A 20,200-nucleotide genomic window follows, 5' to 3' on the forward strand; every position below is an offset into this window, starting at 1 on the left:
ACAACAACAATGAAGATCCACCGAGAAGGATTAGGCACCATTTTACTGACATTTGCTGTTCTGGCACTGATCAACGGCGCTGTTTTCTATTTTTTAGGGCAAATGCCACTGCTTTGCAGAATCGTGGCTGCTTTTTCCCTGGTATTATTTCTTTTCATCATTTCTTTCTTCCGTATTCCGAACAGAGAGATGAAACTAGACGAATCCCTGGTAATAGCTCCTTGTGATGGAAAAGTTGTGGTGATTGAAGAAACCTATGAGCCTGAGTATTTCAAAGACAAACGCTTACAGGTCTCCATTTTCATGAGCCCTGCCAATGTGCATGTAAACAGAAACCCGATCAGCGGTCAGGTGAAATTATCTCAGTATCATGCTGGTAAATTCCTGGTAGCCTGGCATCCAAAGTCCTCAACCGAGAATGAGCGTCACACAGTAGTAATAGGCAACAGCAAAGCAGACGTTCTGGTAAGACAGATCGCAGGTGCACTGGCGCGCCGTATTGTGAACTATCTGAAACCTGGTATGCAGGTAACACAGAACGATGAACTGGGCTTCATCAAGTTCGGTTCCCGGGTTGACATCTTCCTGCCAGTAGGTACCAAAGTATCTGTACAAATGGACCAGGTAGTTCGTGGTGGTCAGACAGTGATCGCTAACATATAATTGGTTATATTTATTAGCATAAAACAGACAGTTATGAAGAAATTCATTATAGGAACCACCACCGTATTATTCCTCGCTGCCGCTGTATATGCTCAGGATAAATCAAAAGATAAGGCCTGCTGCAAGAAGACCGCAAAGGGAGAAGCTACTGCATGCAATACGAAAGACCAGGCTGACAAAAAAGATGCTGCCTGCTGTAAACAGCCCTCTAAAACGGCTGCTTTACGTACTGCTGCCAAGCCGGCCAAACCGGCGCCAGCAACCACCCCGGCTGCCAAACCAGCAGGAAAATAAATTGATTCTTTTAATAAAAAAGTCCCGTCTCTATTGCTTTCAGTATACGAGACGGGACTTTTTATTATGTAAGTATACTTAGAGGATGTCTTTCAGTTCATGCAGGCTATTGATCACATAGGTTGGCTTCGGATCTCCGGTCACAGGCACCTGATTGTTAAAATATACCTGATCTATCCCTGCATTTCTTGCGCCCAGAATATCAACATCCAGCGTATCGCCGATCATTATACTGGTTTCCGCAGTAGCCCCTGCTTTCGCCACCGCATAGTCGAAGATCTCTCTGTATGGTTTAAGACTACCGGCTGATTCTGATGTGATCACATGTGTAAAGAAATGGTCTATGCCAGAACTTTTCATCTTCAGGTACTGCACTTCTTCAAATCCATTGGTAATCATATGGATAGGGTAGTTTTTAGCAGCCAGGTATTCCAGTACTTCTTTCGCGTGTGGAAACAAAGCTGTCTGGGTAGGCAGCTGCTCCAGGAACTGACAGCCAAGCGCCTCACATAATTTTTCATCACCGATCCTAAAGTCCAGTAATGTCAACCGGAAACGCTTGTTACGCAGATCATTCCTGGTAATATACCCCTTCCTGAAACGGTCCCAGAGCTTTTCATTGTGTACCATATAGACACTGTGAAAATCCTTGAAAGAGGTTACTCCACGGGCTTCCAGGTTATGTGCGTGATACAGTTGTTCCAGCACCAGGTAAGCATTGGTTTCAAAATCCCATAACGTATGGTCCAGATCGAAAAATATATGTTTGTATTTCATTTGCTAACTCTCCTTGGCTGGCGCAAAGATACTCATTACGTAGGGAAGCACATTTTTTACTATTTTCCAGCTTCTATAATTAACAGATATGAACGCAGTTATCACAGGCTCAAGTAAAGGAATAGGTAAGGCTATAGCGGAGAAGCTGGCCAAAGAAGGATTTAATGTCGCTATCTGTGCAAGAAATGCTGCCATGCTTGAAAAAGCGGCGGCCGATATCCGGGCGGTTAACCCCGCAGTCAAAGTACTGGCCGTTCCGGTAGATATGGGCAAAAAAGAAGAAGTGATCGCATTTGCCCGACAGATCAGCGCCACTTTTTCCACAGTAGATATCCTTGTCAACAATGCAGGTTTATTTGTACCCGGCTCACTGCATGAGCAGGAAGACGGGCTGCTGGAAAGCCTGATGGCCACCAACGTCTATAGTGCATATCACCTTACCCGCCAGCTACTGGCTGGTATGAAGACAAACAGAAAAGGTCATATTTTTAACATGTGTTCTACCGCCAGTTATACCTCATATCCCAATGGCGGTGCTTACAGCATTACAAAATTTGCCCTGTTGGGATTCTCCAAAAATCTAAGGGAAGAATTAAAATCACACAACATTAAGGTCACCTCACTGAGCCCCGGACCGACCTTAACCGCATCATGGGAAGGCTTTGAAGCGCCGCCCCGCAGGATGATGGAACCAGCCGATGTTGCGAACCTGTTATGGGGGGCCTACACCTTGTCAGAACAGGCAGTAGTAGAAGAGGTGATCATGCGACCAATGCTGGGAGACATTTCATAAACCCTTTACCAGCAAGCACTTCCGGGCTTATATAAATTATTTTTTTAACTAACTTTTAACTGGGGACTCAGCACCAACAGGGCTGGCTTTGGTTAAATTTGTTTTGCATTATGAATGTCACTACTGTTAGTATAAGGAAGTTTGTATTATCCCTGTTCTTTTGTCTGGGCGCAATCACGTGTCTGCAGGCACAGGAATTCAGGTTCACTACCACTGTCAGCAGTGACAGGGTAGCACTGGACGAACCGTTCCAGATACAGTTCATGCTGGAAAATGCACCCAATGTTACCAGCTTTTCTCCTCCTGCATTCAACGATTTTGAAATTTTGCAGGGTCCATCACAGATGCAGGGGCAGTCTATCATGAACGGACGTCGTTCTGAATATATCGCGCTCATCTATGTCATCCAGGCAAGAAAGGTAGGCAACTTCACCCTTCCCGGCGCAACCGCGCGTTCTGATGGAAAGGTGATACGTTCCAACCCGGTTACCATAGAAGTAGTAAAATCCAATACAGCCCGTGGTAGCCAAAGCCAGTCGCAAGCCGGACCTCAGGGAGGATATCCGCCATCCCGGGCGCAGCGCCAGTCATCGCAATCAGATGATATGGAAGCCGTGCTCAAAAATGGGGAAGATGTCAACGAAAAACTCCGTAAGAACATTTTTGTAAAGGTGGATGTAGATAAAACCACCTTGTATGAAGGAGAACAACTCACGGCTACCTATAAATTGTATACCCGGCTCCCCACCAACTCCAGCGTAACAAAAGTGCCGGCCTTCAAGGGGTTTTCTGCTAAAGATATAGAGTTACCAAACCCACCGCAGGCTTCCGAGGAAGTTATAAATGGCGCACGCTTCAGGGTATTTACCATCCGTAAAACATTACTCTTCCCGTTGCAGTCAGGAACCCTGGAACTGGATCCGGTGGAAGTAGACAACCATGTAAAACTGGTTAAACTTGTCAAGAACAATAACAAACGCCAGAGAGATCCGTTCGCAGATATCTTTAATGACCCTGCTTTCAGAGACCCGTTTGATGACCCTTTCTTTGACGACTTCTTCAATCGTCCGGAAGTGTCATACGAGGATGTTCCTTATAAGATACAGACAGCGCCAGTAAGGGTAACTGTTAAACCTCTACCGGTTGACAACCGTCCGGCGAGTTTTGCTGGTGCAGTTGGTAAATTCAATATGACAGCCGCCATTGACAAAAATAACCTGACCACTGATGATGCGCTCACGCTGAAAGTAGTGATATCCGGCCAGGGAAATGTCAATCTCCTGAACGGGCCGAAGGTGGACGTGCCTGCTGGTTTTGAAAAATACGATCCAAAGGTGACTGACAATATTGAAAAAAACAGCAATCCGTTGTCAGGCACCCGCCAGTTTGAATACGTACTGATGCCACAGGAAGCAGGGGACCAGGTCATTCCGCCAGTGGAATTCTCCTATTTCGATCCGGCATCCAATACTTATAAATCTGTTCGCTCAGCAGCCTTTACTGTTCATGTTGCTCCTGGTAAACAAACCAAACGCGAAAAAGAAGACTTCAGCGTCAATAAAAATACAATCACATCCAATTATACAGGTGTACTGAACTGGGTAAAACAAGGCAGATTCCTGCTGGTAAGTCCACTGTTCTACATCCTGTTATTACTGCCGGTAATAGCCCTCATAGCGGCAATCATCTTCTATCGCAGAAAGAATTATCAGCAGAACAACGCTGCCTTCCTTAAACATCGTTATGCTAATAAAGTAGCACTCAAACGTCTCGAACTGGCAGCCCGCTATCTGAAAGAAGGGAAGGACAAGGCCTTTTATGAGGAAACATCCAGGGCCATCTGGGGTTATCTGAGTAATAAGTTGCATGTACCTTTTGCAGACCTCAGCAAACAGCTGATACAGGACAAACTTACGCAACAACAGGTAGACGAGCAATATACCGCCAAGTTGTTTACCCTGTTGGATGATTGTGAAATGGCATTGTATACGCCGATGCATAACAATGATAAAATGCAGGATACCTATAGGCAGGCTGTTGAAGTCATCAGCCACCTGGAAGATGAATTACAGCGCGCAAAAACGGTGGCGTAAACCCTGTTAACTTATAAAAGGATGAGAACAATATTCACCACTATATGTGCCTTTTTACTGCTTTGCAATGTGGCAGGAGCTGCTCCGGCACCACAGCAGCAGTTTGAAAAAGCCAATGAACTTTTCAGACAGAAACAATATACCGAGGCGGCGAACATGTACCAGGGCCTGATCGACGAGGGATTCAGTCAGCCTGAATTATACCTCAATGCAGGCAATGCATGGTATAAAGCCAATAAAACCGGGCAGGCCATCTACAACTACGAAAAAGCACTCGCAAAAGATCCGTTCAACAAATCTGCTGCACACAACCTGTCTGTTGCTAACCAACGGGTGGAAGGGTATGTGAATGATCTTCCGCTGCTGTTCTTTCAGCAATGGTGGTTACAGTTATTGCATTTCCACACTCCGGACGGATGGGCAACAGGCATTATCATACTTTTCTGGCTTTTCATTGCAGGTATTATCGCCCTGCTGATAGCGCCATCATTTAAACAAAGGTTAGTGAAATGGGGAACAGGAGCTGTCCTTATTTTATTCTTGCTATATCTTACTGTTGGCATAAGTGCTTATGTGTCAGCCAATACACACAATGAAGGTATCATTATGGGCGCTGCGGTGAAAGTGAAATCCGCCCCTGATAACGATAGTAAAGATCTGTTTGAACTGCATGAAGGCGTAAAAGTAGCCGTAGTCGATGCTACCCAGGAATTCTGTAAGATATCGCTGCCGGATGGCAAGACCGGCTGGCTGGCTTGTGCAGAGATAAAGAGGTTGTAGAAAGCCGCAAACTACAGGCATCAGGTAAAAGATATTTACTTTCCTGAAGTCTGTAGTTTGCGGCTTAAAGCTTTTCAATCCTTTCCATAAATTCCTGTTTCCGCTGACGGGATACTGGTATACAGCTGCCATCTCTCATTATAATATCCCCTCCGTCTCCCTTAATATAACGGTCCATATAATTAAGATTGACCATATAGCTATGGTGTACCCTGAAGAATCCCTTGTTCTTCAGTTGTACTTCCACATCTTTGAGCGTTCGGCATATCAGGGAGGGTTCCGGTGTGTTTAAGAGATGTACCAGGGTGGTTTCTCCATCCGCCACACAATACAAAATATCCTTTACCTGCAGCATTCTGAGTCCCTCAGGACTTGGCAGGGCCAGTCTTTCCCCGGGATAGAGGTGCTGATGGAGTACCTCCAACAGGGAAATATCCGGCTTTGCATCCGGCTGTCCTCTTTTCCACTGGCGGGCAGCAGCCTTGTCAACAGCCTCTGCCAGGTCTTCCCTGATAATGGGTTTCAGCAAATAGTCCAGCGCATTATGCCTGATTGCTTCCAGTGCATAATGATCATGTGAAGTGGTCACGATAATAGAAAAATGGGCGTCTTTACACGCTTTCAGTACCTCAAATCCATTTAGCCCCGGCATCTCGATGTCCAGGAAAAGTAAGTCTGGCTGATACTTCTCAATTGCCTCTAATGCAGAGATCCCGTCTGCGCAAACCGCCACTATATTGACTGCAGGGCAATGCTTCTCAAGCAGAAGCTTCAAAACGCTTCTACTGAGCTTCTCATCATCCACGATAATGGTGCGCATGTTATAATAGTTCTTGTCCCCAAAAACCCTCTGTCAGCATAAGAAAAGCATAGGCGAGGGTCAATAAAATATACAATATTTCGTGTAAAGATGTGAAAGTTTCTTTTACGCAGATACCATTTTTATACCTTACATTACGCCTTCTCTGGTAGCTGCCTGCTGCATTTTAATTATAACAACGTGGCCACTGGGTTGTTGCAGATCATTATAAAGTGACTGTTCTGTAATGCCGGTATTCATATTGTACCGCTCTTTGATGACGTTCAGTCTTTCAGCAGCAATGGTTATACCACGGGAGAGCGTCACATCTTCTCCAGGCGCATTCTGACTGATCCCGTTGTCTTCAATGCGGACATAGAGCAATTCATTTTCACGGCTGATCCTGATGTTGAGACAGCCGCCGCTTTTGGCTGGCCGGAGCAGTATACGCTTCCAGATGGCATCCTGAATATATGGCTGAATAATAAGCGGAGGCACAAAAGTAACCTGCTGAAACACATCGGGACCTACATCCAGCTGATATTCGAACTGGGCGCCAAAACGTAGCTGCTCCAGCTGAAGGTAGAGCTCCAGTGCCTCTATATCTTCCTCGAGGTTAACCCATTCTTTGTTACAATTACGTATGATGAGCCGCATCAACCGGGCAAACCGGGTGAGGTAGAGGGAAGCCTGATCTGTACTGGTAGTAAGGATGTAGTGGTGTATGGCATTCAGACTGTTAAAAATGAAATGGGGATCCATTTGCGCCTGGAATGCATGCATTTCCAGGTGTATCAGCTGCTGTTGCCTGCTTATCTCTCGTGTTGATGCCTGTCTGATGCGCCTCTCGCGGAGATAGAACACACAGCAGATCGTAATCAAACTCAACAGAAAAAACACCCAGTACGGCCAACCTACTGCATTGAGTATGTTAGAGCAAAAAACCAAAATCTAAAGGTTTGCGAAAGGATATAATATAAGCACCTCACAAAGTCGTACACTCCTGCAGGCACGATATTCGTCAAGACCGGGATTAAATATCCGTCAAATCCGGTTGCCGGGAAAGGGGCAGTTATTACAAGGCAGCTTTTACAGAACAACCGGGGGAAAAACAATGGTAACTGGTAACAATGGCTATTCAGTAAACTTATATCCCACACCTCTTACAGAGTGGAAATACCGGGAATTCCGGCTATCTTCTTCAAAATACTTACGAAAGTTCAATATAAAGTTGTCAATAGTACGGGTAGTAGGGTAGACGTTGTATCCCCAAACCACCTGAAGGATCTTTTCGCGGGTTACGACTTCTCCTTTATTCTCTATGAGCAGCTTCAGGAGCATCGTTTCCTTTTTGCTCAGTTCATAGTGTTTACCATCTTTACCGATACATTCCTGGGCAGCAAAATCAATTTCATTATTGCCAAAGTGGTATACGGTTGATACACTGTCTTTATCCTGTATGCGTTTGTTTTTAACGATCAGCTTTTCAACCCGCAGCAACAGCTCTTCGAGGTTAAAAGGCTTAGTCATATAATCATCTCCACCTTTTTTCAGGCCCAGTACGCGGTCTGCGCTACTATTCTTGGCGCTGAGGAAAAGGATAGGTACTTCATTATTCTGGATACGGATATTCTCACAAACAGCAATACCGTCCATTTCCGGCAACATTATATCCAGGATGATCAGATCAAAATATTCGTTTTTTACCGCCTTCAAAGCAGCGGTGCCATTATCTACAGCCGTTACTTCATATCCCTCCAGTTCCAGGTTGAGCTTCAGCGCTTCCTGGAGGTTCTCTTCGTCCTCTACCAGTAGTATGGATGCTTTAGTAGCTTCCTTCATAGTTAATAATTGCAATCACTAATTTACACTCTTTGGATGGAATATACCGGCCAGGTTATTTCAAAACTGGCGCCGGCAGGCACATTATCTTTCACGACAATCGTCCCTCCATGCTGCTGTACGATCTTTCGGCACAGAAACAGCCCGAGGCCGGACCCTTTTGCCTTACGCGTATTTTCATTGCCTATACGATAAAACTTCAGGAATATCCTTTCCCGTTCATCTGCTGGTATACCGGGACCTTCATCCGCTACTTTCAGCTTTAACAGGTTGTTATTGCATATCTCCAGGCTTACGTTAATAGTGGTATTCCTGGGAGCGTATTTCACGGCATTCTCTACGAGGTTGCTCAGTAATATCTGCAGCATGAATTTATCCCCATTAATCCACACATCAGGCAAAATATGTGCCTGTATCGTATGTGTTGAGATGCGGGACTGCATTTCCTTCACCCCGTTTTCCAGTAATGAAGTGTAATCTAAGTCTTCCCTGAACAGTTGATAGCGCTGTGATTCCATCTGGGAAGCAAGGAGGATATTATTACAAAGCTGGTCCAGACGGTTTGTTTCCCGGATGGTATTGTCCAGCAGTTTCAAGCGTTTGTCCTCATCCAGCTTATGTTTGCGGAGCGTTTCAAGATTCAGTTTGGCAGCAGCGATAGGCGATTTCAATTCATGTGTCACCGCCATCAGGAAATTCTGCTGCTGCTGCGAGAGCCGCATTTGCTTCCAGATAGCCCGGTAAACAAAGAATCCACCTAATAAAATTATAGCAAGAAAAATAAGTCCTTCACCAAAGAACATGACAGAACGTCTCTCTTCTGTCGTTTGTATACGTTGCAGCTCCTGGTGATATTCCTGCGGATGTGCAATACTGTCAGTACGTAAAACGAGGTTCTGTATCTCAAACCGGGTGATCTGTTCACTTTGATTGAACAGTAACACACCCCACCATACCAGTGCGAGAATGGTATATGCCAGTACAAAGAGATAGATAAAGGAGATGGCCCTCCCTTCCTGCATATTACGGAATAGCTTTTTCATCTTTTCTCAACCCGGCTTTCTCAATCCGCAGGCCTACATTCATCACATCGGGCAACGGATTTTGCCGCATATTTTGTTCAAAAGTAAACTTGTAGACTCCTGGCTTATTCAGAATAGCATTCTGCTGAATAGGAATCCTGTGTTCGTAAATATCATCCAGTCCACTGCCCAGCCATTTTCCCGACATGTCGGCCAGCGGTAGTTCTACCCGCTGTGCAACTGGTTTGTCTCCGGGAAACTGCGTATTGACCAGCAGCCAGATGTTACTATAAGGGTAGGAGTCCTTGTGCCTGATATTCACATAAATGTTATAAAGATATGCTGTATCCTGAGGCTGCACGGTAACCTCAAAAACGGGCTTGTTAGCATAAGCCCACTCATGCCCCGGGATATCCAGGTTCTTTTCATAGGTGTCCATTTTCAGGGGCTGACAGGAGGCTGCTGCTAACAACATTCCTGCGGCCACCATCATCCGGCAGAGTCTATTCATACTTTATTGAAAATACATTTAATACGTGAGGATTGAAAGACCTTCTTACAAAACGTTCAACACCTGTTCCTTTGCCTTTTCCAGTTCATCCTTCATCAGTACCACCCATTGCTGGATACTTGCATCATTCGCTTTGGAGCCGGTCGTATTGATCTCCCGTCCCACTTCCTGCAGCACAAATCCCAGTTTCTTACCTTTAGACGGATCCACATCTGCCAGGATCTCCTTGAAATAACGACAGTGATTCTCCAGTCGTACCAGTTCTTCAGAAATATCCAGTTTCTCTAAATAGAAAATCAGTTCCTGTTCGAGACGGTTCTCATCTACGTTCTCTTTACCTACATGTTCAGCCAGCAGTCCTTCCAGACGCTGACGCACCCTTTCCTTACGTAGTGGGTCCAGCTCGCGTACTTTCGCACAGTAGGTCCCGATATTCTCTATACGGAGTAACAGATCCGCGGACAGCATCTTGCCTTCGTCCAGACGGTGTGCGTCCAGGTCAGCAACTGCCTGTCTGATCGCTGTATCAACTTCCAGCCATTCTCCCTCTGAAATCTGTTCCGTCGCTGGTGATACCACTTCCGGCAATTTCATCAGCACATTCAGCATGTCTTCCTGTGGCAGGTTCAGCTCTGTAGCCAGCGCTGTAATTGAATGATAATAGTACTTCGCCAGGTCAGTATTGATCACTACCGGGCGGGTAGCTCCATTCTGCCGGATGTTGATTGTAGCATCCAGTGTACCACGCAACAATGCCTGCTGCAGTACGTTACGGATATCAAACTCATAAGGCTTTAACAGTGGGGAAAGTTTCAGGTTTACCTCAAACTGCTTACCATTGAGCGATTTCACCTCTACAATTATCGTAGTTTCTCCTTTGGTAATTTCCGCCCTTCCGAAGCCGGTCATTGATTTCAGCATAATAGAGATTTGTAGGCAACAAACCTACCTAAATTAGCCCAAAACACAAAGAATCCATACAGGCAAACAACATCTTATGCCTGCCCGGTCTATCAGGGTGCCCGTCAGGGCCTCTCCGTAACACGCTCTCAGAACAGCAGATCGTAGATCTCTTTTTTATCTAATTCCCGCATCTGGCCTGGCTCCAGGCCATCTATCGTGATACGGGCTATACGGTAACGGATAAGTCTCAACGTCGGGAAACCCACGGCTGCCGTCATTTTTCTGACCTGCCTGTTTTTTCCTTCGCCAAGGGTTAATCTGATCCAGGGGGCGGGAATAAGCTTACGGAAACGGATAGGGGGATTCCTTTCCGGAACGGTTGGATCAGTTTCAAATATGGCCGCCTGGCAACGACGTGTGCGATAGGTCTTTCCATCTATAGCTATTTCAACACCCTGTCTCAGTTGTTGAACCGCTTCTCCTGTAACCGCCCCATCTACCTGTACCCAATACTCCCGCTCATGCGAAAATTTAGGGTCCAGCAGCCGGTGATTCAGTGATTTATCATTCGTAAGTATCAGCAGTCCCTCGCTGTCATAGTCCAGCCTGCCCACCGGATACACATCCGAAGGAACGTTGAAATAGTCCGCCAGACTGGCCTTTCCTTCCTCTCTCCCGAACCGCGTAAGCACCTGGAAAGGCTTATATATTATATAATATTTAAATGGCATACCCAAAGTAGTAAGGTCGTACGTTTATTTTGGCCGTAAATTAGTAATTTTGCCAACTGAAACTTATGTGTACGCCTTACCATAATGCCTCATGTGCGAATTGCCAGGACCGCTTTGGATCAATTTTGTTCAAAGCAGAGAAGTGTAATCTGGAAGAGATAGAGTCCGCAAAGGTGTGTACTACCTATAAAAAAGGACAAATTGTATTCCAGGAAGGCGCCTATCCGTTCGGCATTTATTGCGTTAATACAGGCAAGATAAAACTATCCCACTGTGGAGATGATGGCCGCGAACAAATCGTTCGTCTGGCCAAACCTGGCGATATTATAGGTTACAAAGCATTACTCAGCGCTGAACGCTACACCGCTTCGGCCATTGCTCTCGACGATTCTTCCGTCTGCTTTATTCCAAAAGACCTTTTCATGAGCGTACTTCAGAAAGATGCCAGCCTCTCTCTCGAAATGATGCGCATCCTGGCCAGCGAACTCAGAAAAGCAGAAATGAAGATCACCCATCTCGCACAAAAGCCTGTACGTGAACGTCTTGCAGAAACACTTCTGTTCATACGAGAGACCTATGGGGTTGAGCAGGATGGCAGCACCCTCAACGTGCGCCTTTCACGTGAAGAAATTGCCAACCTGGTAGGTACAGCGACGGAATCGGCTATCCGCTTGCTGTCCGAATTTAAAAAAGACGGTCTCATCGAATTACAGGGTAAAAAGATCCGTCTGCTTAATCCGGAGGAACTTACCCGAACGGCCAATCTCCAGGATTAATTCCCTGCACAAATATATTCCTCCTTTCCGCCGATCTCACTGACACAGATCAGTCAATCTTTTGATACCCATCATTGCCCCCCATTTCTCCTGCCGGTAGTTTTGCAGCAAACCATTTTACCATGGCAACGACCGCTGTCATTCCAGATACCAGATTGCAATGTGCCCACTGTGGAGAAGATTGTCCAGACGATAAAATCGTCCTGGAGAACAATCACTTCTGCTGCGATGGCTGCAAGCTGGTATACGAGATCCTGAACGAAAATGGCCTTTGTGACTACTATGCCCTGAACAACAATCCCGGGCAATCTCAGCGTATCGCGGTACGGAAAGATAAGTTTGCCTTCCTGGACGATAAAAAGATACAACAGCAACTTATTCAGTTCCAGGACGACAGCCAGACCCACATTACCTTTTACATCCCGCATATTCATTGCAGTTCCTGCCTCTGGCTACTGGAAAACCTCCACAGGCTTGACGGTGGCGTACAGCGTGTCACCGTCAACTTTACCCGAAAGGAAGCACTTGTTGTGTTCAACCAGCAGGAGACCTCTCTGCGCCACATCGCCGAAACGCTCACCAGCATAGGCTATGAACCTTATATCAGCCTGCAGGACCTTCGTCAGAAAAAACCACGTATACAACGTGACCTCGTATATAGACTGGGGGTAGTAGGGTTCTGTTTTGGCAATATCATGCTGCTGAGCTTTCCCGAATACTTTGCCAACTACGGTTATTCGGATGAAAAAATGAATCACATTTTCCGTTGGCTCAACCTCTCGCTGTCGCTACCTGTTTTCTTCTATAGCGCCCAGGTCTTCTTCAAGTCTGCCTGGGGTGGTCTGAAAACCGGATTTCTCAATATCGACGTACCTATAGTACTGGCCATTATCGTGACCTTCGTTCGTAGTCTGATAGATGTATTCAGTGGACAGGGAGCTGGCTTTTTTGACTCTATGACCGGTATAGTGTTCTTCATGCTCATTGGCAGGATACTACAAGACAAAACATACCAGGGATTGTCATTTGACAGAGACTACACCGCCTATTTTCCTATTGCAGTGACCGCGTTAAAGAATGGGCAGGAAGTTCCTACAGCATTACCGGACATCAGGATTAATGACACCCTGCTCATACATAACCAGGAACTCATCCCCGCCGATGGCATACTGGTAAAAGGAAACGCTGTCATTGACTACAGTTTTGTAACAGGAGAGGCAGTCCCTGTACATAAAAACACCGGCGAGATCGTGTATGCTGGTGGTAAACAGCTGGAAGGCAACATTGAAATACTTACGATCAAGGAAGTAGCGCAAAGCTACCTGACCAGTCTCTGGAACAGAGAGGAGCTAAAATCATCAGACAAAAAACCCCCTTCCTTCATACATATGCTCAGCCGTTATTTCACCTGGGTAGTATTGACTATTGCGGTGCTTGCGGCTACTTACTGGTGGATAAATGACCCATCCCGTATATGGCCGGCTGTTACCGCAGTGCTGATCATTGCCTGCCCTTGTGCGCTGCTACTGGCGGCATCTTTTACAAACGGACATATCCTGCGTATACTCAGCCGCCGGCATCTCTACCTGCGTAATGCAGATGCGATCGAAAGACTGGCTGCTGTAGATCATATTGTATTTGATAAAACAGGTACCCTGACTGGTAAGGCTGAAGCCACTATTTCATATGAAGGGGAGACACTTACGCAGGAAAAACTGAAAGCAATCGGCACGCTCGCCGCACAGTCGGCCCATCCGCTCAGTAAGATCGTCACTTCCTTCTGTGGAAAAGATGAAGGACTTCCCGTCAGGAACTTCCGTAGCATTCCATCAGGCGGCATCAGCGGATGGGTACAATATAATTTTATACAGCTGGGCAGTGCAGCCTTTACAGGGGCGGAGCACAATGATTCCACTGATGGTAGCACGGTCTATGTCACTATTGATGGCGTACAAACCGGTCATTTCACCATCCGGCATCAATATAGAGAGGGGGTACAGGAACTATTGCAGGCTTTACAGCAACGATACCCGTTATCGCTGCTTTCCGGCGACAATGATGCTGAAAGCACCTACCTGCAAAAGATTATGGGACCATCTGCCAGTCTGCATTTTGCACAGAAACCTGCTGATAAGCTAAACTATGTATTGAGCTTACAGCAGCAGGGCCAACGTGTATTGATGATAGGAGACGGACTCAATGATGCTGGCGCATTGAAGCAAAGTGACGTCGGCCTCTCACTGACAGAAGACAGTAACAACTTCACCCCCGCGAGTGACGGCATACTTGAAGCAGCACAACTCGTGCAGCTACCCCGACTGATCAGTATATGCAATAACAACAGACGCATCATTATCATCACATTCATCATCTCTCTGCTTTACAATTTTATCGGACTTTTCTTTGCCGTACAAGGCATTCTATCCCCACTCACAGCGGCTATACTGATGCCGGCAAGCTCTATCAGCATTGTGTTGCTGACCTATGGTTTGAGTGAATGGATGAACAGATCATGATTCATATCATGATCCTGATCATGATATGAATCAGTAAACCGGTTGAGCGGCATCATCGTACCCCCACCCACAACTGGCTAGCTTTGTTCATAGAAATTTAAAACCAATTACTATGAGCGTGATCATCATCCTTCTCGGAGCCAGCCTCCTGGTAGCCATTTTCTTCCTGGCGGCTTTCATATGGTCAGTAAGGAATGGGCAATTTGAAGACAATTTCTCACCTGCACATCGTATGCTGTTTGAGACTAAACCAAATGAATCCACATGCAGCACTGGAAATGCATGCACAAATTCAAACTGCAAATCACGCATCTGTCAGCACAACTAACTATCCTTATTTATACTAGCAACGCATCTATTATCATTCGTAATTGAACAAACATGTCTCTCGAAAAATTTTCGTACGATAACCGTACCGTGAAATGGTTTGCATACGCCTGTATCGGCTGGGGGCTGATCGGCATGCTGGCCGGATTATGGGCTGCACTGGCGCTCGTGCTACCCGATCTTAACCTTGGCTATGCACCTACAACATTTGGCCGTCTGAGGCCTGTTCACACCAACGCTGTCATTTTCGCTTTTGTCGGCAATGGCATCTTCATGGGTGTGTACTATTCATTACAACGCCTGTGTAAAACGCGCATGTTCAGCGATCTGCTGAGCAAGATTCACTTCTGGGGATGGCAGGCCATCATCGCTGGTGGAGCGATCACCCTGTTAATGGGCTGTACTACCGGTAAGGAATACGCAGAACTGGAATGGCCATTTGATATTGCTATCACACTGATATGGGTAGCATTCGGTGCTAACATGCTGGGTACCATCCTTCGCCGTCGTGAAACACATCTGTATGTGGCTATCTGGTTCTACATCGGCACATGGGTGGCTATCGCCATGCTGCACATTGTGAACTCCTTTGAAATGCCGGTGTCATTCCTGAAAAGTTATTCCTGGTATGCAGGTGTACAGGATGCCCTTGTACAATGGTGGTACGGACACAACGCTGTTGCGTTCTTCCTGACCACTCCGTATCTCGGACTGATGTACTACTTCGTACCTAAAGCAGCTAACAGACCTGTATATTCCTACCGTTGGTCTATCATACACTTCTGGGCGCTGATCTTTATATACATCTGGGCAGGTCCTCACCACCTGCTATACACCGCACTGCCTGAATGGGCTCAATCACTGGGTACCGTCTTCTCTATCATGCTGATCGCTCCTTCCTGGGGTGGTATGTTGAATGGCCTGCTGACACTACGTGGCGCATGGGACCGGGTAAGAGAAGATGCTATCCTGAAGTTCTTCGTTGTTGCACTTACCTGCTATGGTATGGCCACTTTCGAAGGCCCAATGCTTTCTCTCAAGAACGTGAATGCTATCAGCCATTATACTGACTGGACAATCGCACACGTACACGTTGGTGCATTAGGATGGAACGGCTTCCTGACCTTCGGTATCCTTTACTGGATGTTACCCCGTCTGTTCACTACAGAACTGTATTCACGCAAATGGGCCAATGCTCACTTCTGGTTGGGTACACTGGGTATCATTTTTTATGTGATCCCGTTGTACTGGGCTGCATTCACACAGAGTATGATGTGGAAACAGTTCACACCGGAAGGACAATTGAAATTCCAGTTCCTGGAAACAGTGAATACAGTTGTCCCAATGTACGCACTGCGCGCATTAGGTGGTTTACTCTATATCTCTGGTGTTGTCCTAATGATTGTCAACCTTGCTAAAACCGTCCGTCGCGGATCATTCGTAGCCAACGAGCCTGCTGAAACACCACCTTTACCGAAAGTGATACACACACATGGCAAATCTCACTGGCACAACTGGATCGAACGCAGACCAATACAGCTTACTGTTTTCAGTCTTATTGTAGTTGGCATAGGCGGTGCGCTTGAAATGGTACCCACCTTCCTGATAAGAAGTAATGTTCCTACCATCACCAGTGTAAAACCATACACGCCGCTTGAGCTACACGGTCGTGATGTCTACATCCGTGAAGGCTGCTACACCTGTCACTCTCAGATGATCAGACCATTCCGTGATGAAGTAGCCCGCTACGGAGAATATTCAAAAGCAGGCGAGTTTGTATATGACCATCCATTCCAGTGGGGATCAAAAAGAACCGGACCAGACCTGGCAAGACTAGGTAATAAATATCCTGACTCCTGGCACTACAACCACATGCTCGATCCGACATCTATGTCCCCTGGATCTATCATGCCACAATATCCATGGTTATTTGATGATAAGATCGACAAAGGAAAAACACCGGCCATGATCAACGCCATGAGAAAGCTGGGTGTACCATATCCTGAAGGTTATGAAAAACAGGCCAACGCGGACATGCAGAAACAGGCGGAAGAAATTGCTTCCAAGCTGAAAAAAGATAAGCTGGAAGTGAAATCAGACAAAGAAATTGTCGCACTGATCGCTTACCTGCAGCGTCTGGGTACTGACATCAAATCAAATACCGTCGCGGAGAAAAAATAATCTGAACAACTGTAAAAAAAGCAAGCCATGAAGTTTATCAATTATCTGAAATCCATCACAGGCGTGAGCATCTATCCAATGACGTCCCTGTTGATCTTCACCGTGTTCTTCATACTCGCTGCATTCTGGGCACTCAAGGCAGATAAGCGCATGATGGACCATATCAGCAATATCCCGCTGGATGACCGCTCATGATGTGATGCTCATTTACTATTCTCCAATTGCAACAATATGAACAAGAAATCAATCACTATAACCGGCCTATCTCTATTCTCCTTATGCCTGCTTAGCAGTTTGCCGGCAGCTGCACAATACAAGCCTGAGCCTCCGTCAGAACTCGGTCATCCTGTCGCTATTGTATTACTGACGGTTATCGTCGGACTACTCATTGCGATCGTAGTGCTGGGGAGTGCGGTGATCAGTGCCATGGATATATACAGAGAGCGCCTCAAGAACAAAAAAAGTACCACCATTACTACGGTTTTACTACTGCTGGCTGGTTTACTTTCTACAAGCAACCTGTTTGCACAGGAAGCAGCCGAAGCGGCAAAACCTGTCGCTACAACAGTAGTAAGCGGTCTTTCAGATACTTCCTTTTATCTGCTCTGTGCTGTAATAGCCCTGCAGATCCTGATCATCTTCTCACTGTTATACAGCCTGCGTGTACTGGTGGGCATGGAGAAGAAAAAGAAAGTAGTCCCACCTGGTAAACCCGTTGTACACTGGCTTGAGCGTATCAATAATACCAAAACACTGGATGCTGCTACCGAAGCAGACGAAGACATGGGACATGACTACGATGGCATCCGTGAACTGAACAATCCCACACCTCCATGGTGGAGATGGAGCTTCTACTTCAGTGTGGTGTTTGCTGTAGTATATATGTGGCGCTTCCAGATCGCCCATTCGGCACCTTCACAGCTGGAAGAACTGGCGATCGCTGAAACGGCTGCTGCGGAAGCAAAAGAAGAGTACCTGAAGAATGCTGCCAATAATATTGATGAAAACAATGTTACGCTCCTGACAGGGGCAGACGATATTGCCAGCGGACAAAAACTGTTCTCGGCCAGTTGTGCGCCCTGCCATGGCCCACAGGGTCAGGGGGTGGTAGGTCCCAACCTGACGGACGACTACTGGCTGCATGGAGGATCCGTTAAACATGTCTTTACCACCATCAAATATGGTGTACCTGACAAGGGAATGAAGTCGTGGAAAGATGACTTCTCTCCAAAACAACTGGCTGAACTGGCCAGCTATATCAAAAGCATTCACGGTTCCAATCCTGCTAACCCTAAAGAACCGCAGGGTGCATTGGAAAAAGAATAAGAAAAGTACTTGTGATGGAAGAAACGTTCAGAGATAGTCTTGCTACTGTTGATAGACAGGGAAAAAGAAGCTGGATTTACAGCCAGCAACCGAACGGTAAATTCTATAACGCGAGGAGTGTGCTGAGCTTCCTTTATTTCCTTGCGTTTTTCGCCGGCCCATTCATTAAATTGAATGGCCGGCCCCTGTTTTTATTTAATGTCCTGGAAGGCCGGTTTATCCTGTTTGGCGCTATCTTCTGGCCGCAGGACTTCTTCATTTTCGGGCTGGCGATGCTCGCCTTCATTTTGTTCATTGTGCTATTTACCATGGCCTTTGGTCGTCTTTTCTGCGGATGGGCATGCCCCCAGACGATATTCATGGAGATGCTTTTCCGCAGGGTAGAATACTGGATAGAAGGAGATGCTCCTGCACAGAAGTTACTGAACCAGGCGCCCTGGAATACAGATAAGATCATCAAAAAGACCAGCAAACATACCATCTTCTATCTGCTGTCTTTCCTTATCGCCAATACGTTCCTGGCTTATATTATCGGGATAGACAGTCTGATAGAAATAGTTACCGGACCTGTTACAGAACATACCGGTGGACTGGCCGCCATGGTCATTTTTGCTGGTGTATTCTATGGGGTTTTTGCCTTTTTCAGAGAACAGGTATGTACCGTAGTCTGCCCGTATGGACGCTTACAGGGTGTGTTACTGGACAGAGACTCTGTTGTGGTTGCCTATGATTATACCAGGGGAGAACCAAGAGGACGCTTTACAAAAAAAGCCGACAGTAATCTGGGCGACTGTATTGATTGCTACCAATGTGTCAAGGTTTGTCCTACAGGAATAGACATCCGGAATGGTACGCAGCTGGAATGTGTGAATTGCACCGCCTGTATTGATGCCTGCAACTTCATGATGGAAAAGACAGGCCGGCCGCTGGACCTTATCCGCTATGCCTCTGAAAACGGCATTGCGAATAAAAAACCATTAAGGTTTACACCCAGGCTCCGGGTATATAGCTCCATTCTGCTCATCCTGCTCACCGCTATCACCTGGATGCTTGCCAGCCGTAAACCGGTAAGTGGCACCATTATGCGTACAGCGGGAATGCTCTACCAGGAAAGGGGGACAGACAGTATCACCAATCTTTACCGCATTAAGCTTGTCAACAAAACAACTGCTGATATTCCGCTTACGCTCAAACTAGAAGATACTCCTGGTAAAATAGAACTGCTTGGGCATCCACAGATACTGGTAAAAGAAGAAGAACAGGGAGAAGGTACTTTCTTCATCGTTCTTCCCCGTACCGCCATCGACAAACGTAAAACGAAATTGCGCATTTCCCTGTATGAGGGAGATAAAAAGACCGGCACCTTACAGACTACGTTTCTGGGGCCTGCCCGGTAATTCATCACTAATTAAAATATACAGATCATGCATTGGGGTCATAAAATCATTATAGTATTCGCACTCTTTGCCGCAGGCATCATTACCCTCGTAACCAAAAGTATGCATACACGCATCGACATGGTTACACCTGACTACTACGCTGCAGAACTGAAGTATCAGGAGGTGATCGACGGCAGGAGAGCGGCTCAGTCACTTTCTGCTCCCGTGACTATTAACCAGTCCGCTCAATCCATTGGTGTGGCTTTTCCTTCAGAAATGCAGGGTATTGCGCTCAATGGCAACGTACTTTTCTATCGCGCATCCGATTCCCGGCAGGATGTATCCATGCCAATTAAAACCGATGAGAATGGCCTTATGCTGGTCAGTAAACAACGGTTCACTAAGGGTGACTACAAAGTGCAATTACAATGGGAAGCCGGAGGTAAAACATACTTCCAGGAGAACTTAGTAACCGTCAATTAACACG

Annotated in this window: 21 protein-coding genes; 13 read left to right on the forward strand and 8 right to left on the reverse strand. The window is 46.3% G+C overall.

The window, feature by feature from the left end:
- Window positions 1-9 precede the first annotated feature (9 nt).
- Window positions 10-663, forward strand: a complete 654-nt coding sequence (locus GWR21_RS18960) for a phosphatidylserine decarboxylase family protein (protein WP_162333266.1) — start codon at window positions 10-12, stop codon at window positions 661-663.
- Window positions 664-696: 33 nt separating this feature from the next.
- Entirely contained in the window at window positions 697-957 is a 261-nt protein-coding gene (locus GWR21_RS31380) for a hypothetical protein (protein ID WP_202928964.1), read from the forward strand.
- Between the two features lie 78 nt (window positions 958-1,035).
- Here the strand turns inward: GWR21_RS31380 and GWR21_RS18970 are convergent, their stop codons facing one another.
- The gene (locus GWR21_RS18970; protein WP_162333267.1) at window positions 1,036-1,734 is read right to left on the reverse strand and encodes a YjjG family noncanonical pyrimidine nucleotidase; all 699 of its coding nucleotides are present in this window, start codon (window positions 1,732-1,734) and stop codon (window positions 1,036-1,038) included.
- Window positions 1,735-1,822: 88 nt separating this feature from the next.
- On the opposite strand from GWR21_RS18970, the gene GWR21_RS18975 reads away from it, so the two are divergent.
- The 3 genes from GWR21_RS18975 to GWR21_RS18985 all read left to right on the forward strand — a co-directional run bounded on the left by GWR21_RS18975 (window position 1,823) and on the right by GWR21_RS18985 (window position 5,400).
- Entirely contained in the window at window positions 1,823-2,527 is a 705-nt protein-coding gene (locus tag GWR21_RS18975; RefSeq protein ID WP_162333268.1) for an SDR family oxidoreductase, read from the forward strand.
- 110 nt (window positions 2,528-2,637) lie between these two features.
- Window positions 2,638-4,620 carry a BatD family protein gene (locus GWR21_RS18980; RefSeq protein ID WP_162333269.1) on the forward strand — a complete coding sequence of 661 codons (1,983 nt, stop codon included), beginning with the start codon at window positions 2,638-2,640 and terminating at the stop codon, window positions 4,618-4,620.
- A gap of 21 nt (window positions 4,621-4,641) precedes the next feature.
- Complete coding sequence (locus tag GWR21_RS18985; protein ID WP_162333270.1) at window positions 4,642-5,400, forward strand: SH3 domain-containing protein; 759 nt, start codon at window positions 4,642-4,644, stop codon at window positions 5,398-5,400.
- A gap of 64 nt (window positions 5,401-5,464) precedes the next feature.
- On the opposite strand, the gene GWR21_RS18990 is transcribed toward GWR21_RS18985, so the two are convergent.
- The 7 genes from GWR21_RS18990 to GWR21_RS19020 all read right to left on the reverse strand — a co-directional run bounded on the left by GWR21_RS18990 (window position 5,465) and on the right by GWR21_RS19020 (window position 11,208).
- The gene (locus GWR21_RS18990) at window positions 5,465-6,220 is read right to left on the reverse strand and encodes a LytR/AlgR family response regulator transcription factor (RefSeq protein ID WP_162333271.1); all 756 of its coding nucleotides are present in this window, start codon (window positions 6,218-6,220) and stop codon (window positions 5,465-5,467) included.
- Between the two features lie 129 nt (window positions 6,221-6,349).
- Complete coding sequence (locus GWR21_RS18995; RefSeq protein WP_162333272.1) at window positions 6,350-7,081, reverse strand: sensor histidine kinase; 732 nt, start codon at window positions 7,079-7,081, stop codon at window positions 6,350-6,352.
- 252 nt (window positions 7,082-7,333) lie between these two features.
- On the reverse strand, window positions 7,334-8,041 hold the full coding sequence (locus GWR21_RS19000; protein WP_089829386.1) for a response regulator transcription factor: 708 nt from the start codon (window positions 8,039-8,041) through the stop codon (window positions 7,334-7,336).
- Window positions 8,042-8,064: 23 nt separating this feature from the next.
- Window positions 8,065-9,084 (reverse strand): sensor histidine kinase, encoded by a 1,020-nt coding sequence (locus GWR21_RS19005; RefSeq protein WP_162333273.1) that lies wholly within the window; start codon window positions 9,082-9,084, stop codon window positions 8,065-8,067.
- A complete protein-coding gene (locus tag GWR21_RS19010; protein ID WP_162333274.1) occupies window positions 9,065-9,574 on the reverse strand; it encodes a gliding motility lipoprotein GldH in 510 nt (169 codons plus the stop codon). Before GWR21_RS19010 ends, GWR21_RS19005 begins: the two co-directional genes overlap by 20 nt.
- Window positions 9,575-9,619: 45 nt before the next feature.
- Entirely contained in the window at window positions 9,620-10,495 is an 876-nt protein-coding gene (locus GWR21_RS19015; protein WP_162333275.1) for a YicC/YloC family endoribonuclease, read from the reverse strand.
- Window positions 10,496-10,623: 128 nt separating this feature from the next.
- Window positions 10,624-11,208, reverse strand: a complete 585-nt coding sequence (locus GWR21_RS19020) for a pseudouridine synthase (protein WP_162333276.1) — start codon at window positions 11,206-11,208, stop codon at window positions 10,624-10,626.
- A 65-nt stretch (window positions 11,209-11,273) separates the two neighbouring features.
- Here GWR21_RS19020 and GWR21_RS19025 point away from each other — a divergent pair, with 65 nt between their 5' ends.
- From GWR21_RS19025 to GWR21_RS19060, 8 genes are all read left to right on the forward strand, one after another.
- A complete protein-coding gene (locus tag GWR21_RS19025) occupies window positions 11,274-11,984 on the forward strand; it encodes a Crp/Fnr family transcriptional regulator (protein WP_012788352.1) in 711 nt (236 codons plus the stop codon).
- 122 nt (window positions 11,985-12,106) lie between these two features.
- A complete protein-coding gene (locus tag GWR21_RS19030) occupies window positions 12,107-14,500 on the forward strand; it encodes a heavy metal translocating P-type ATPase (RefSeq protein WP_162333277.1) in 2,394 nt (797 codons plus the stop codon).
- Between the two features lie 112 nt (window positions 14,501-14,612).
- On the forward strand, window positions 14,613-14,828 hold the full coding sequence (ccoS, locus tag GWR21_RS19035) for a cbb3-type cytochrome oxidase assembly protein CcoS (RefSeq protein WP_162333278.1): 216 nt from the start codon (window positions 14,613-14,615) through the stop codon (window positions 14,826-14,828).
- Window positions 14,829-14,881: 53 nt separating this feature from the next.
- Window positions 14,882-17,008: a cytochrome-c oxidase, cbb3-type subunit I gene (ccoN, locus tag GWR21_RS19040; RefSeq protein WP_162333279.1), complete on the forward strand. Its 2,127-nt coding sequence runs from the start codon at window positions 14,882-14,884 to the stop codon at window positions 17,006-17,008.
- A 27-nt stretch (window positions 17,009-17,035) separates the two neighbouring features.
- Window positions 17,036-17,203: a CcoQ/FixQ family Cbb3-type cytochrome c oxidase assembly chaperone gene (locus GWR21_RS19045; protein ID WP_162333280.1), complete on the forward strand. Its 168-nt coding sequence runs from the start codon at window positions 17,036-17,038 to the stop codon at window positions 17,201-17,203.
- A 36-nt stretch (window positions 17,204-17,239) separates the two neighbouring features.
- Window positions 17,240-18,334, forward strand: coding sequence for a cbb3-type cytochrome c oxidase N-terminal domain-containing protein (locus GWR21_RS19050; protein ID WP_162333281.1), 1,095 nt, complete (start codon window positions 17,240-17,242; stop codon window positions 18,332-18,334).
- Between the two features lie 14 nt (window positions 18,335-18,348).
- A complete protein-coding gene (gene ccoG / locus GWR21_RS19055) occupies window positions 18,349-19,731 on the forward strand; it encodes a cytochrome c oxidase accessory protein CcoG (protein WP_162333282.1) in 1,383 nt (460 codons plus the stop codon).
- Window positions 19,732-19,758: 27 nt separating this feature from the next.
- Window positions 19,759-20,196, forward strand: coding sequence for a FixH family protein (locus tag GWR21_RS19060; protein ID WP_162333283.1), 438 nt, complete (start codon window positions 19,759-19,761; stop codon window positions 20,194-20,196).
- The last annotated feature ends 4 nt before the right edge of the window (window positions 20,197-20,200 follow it).

Source organism: Chitinophaga agri (assembly GCF_010093065.1).
GTDB classification, from domain to species: Bacteria; Bacteroidota; Bacteroidia; order Chitinophagales; family Chitinophagaceae; genus Chitinophaga; species Chitinophaga agri.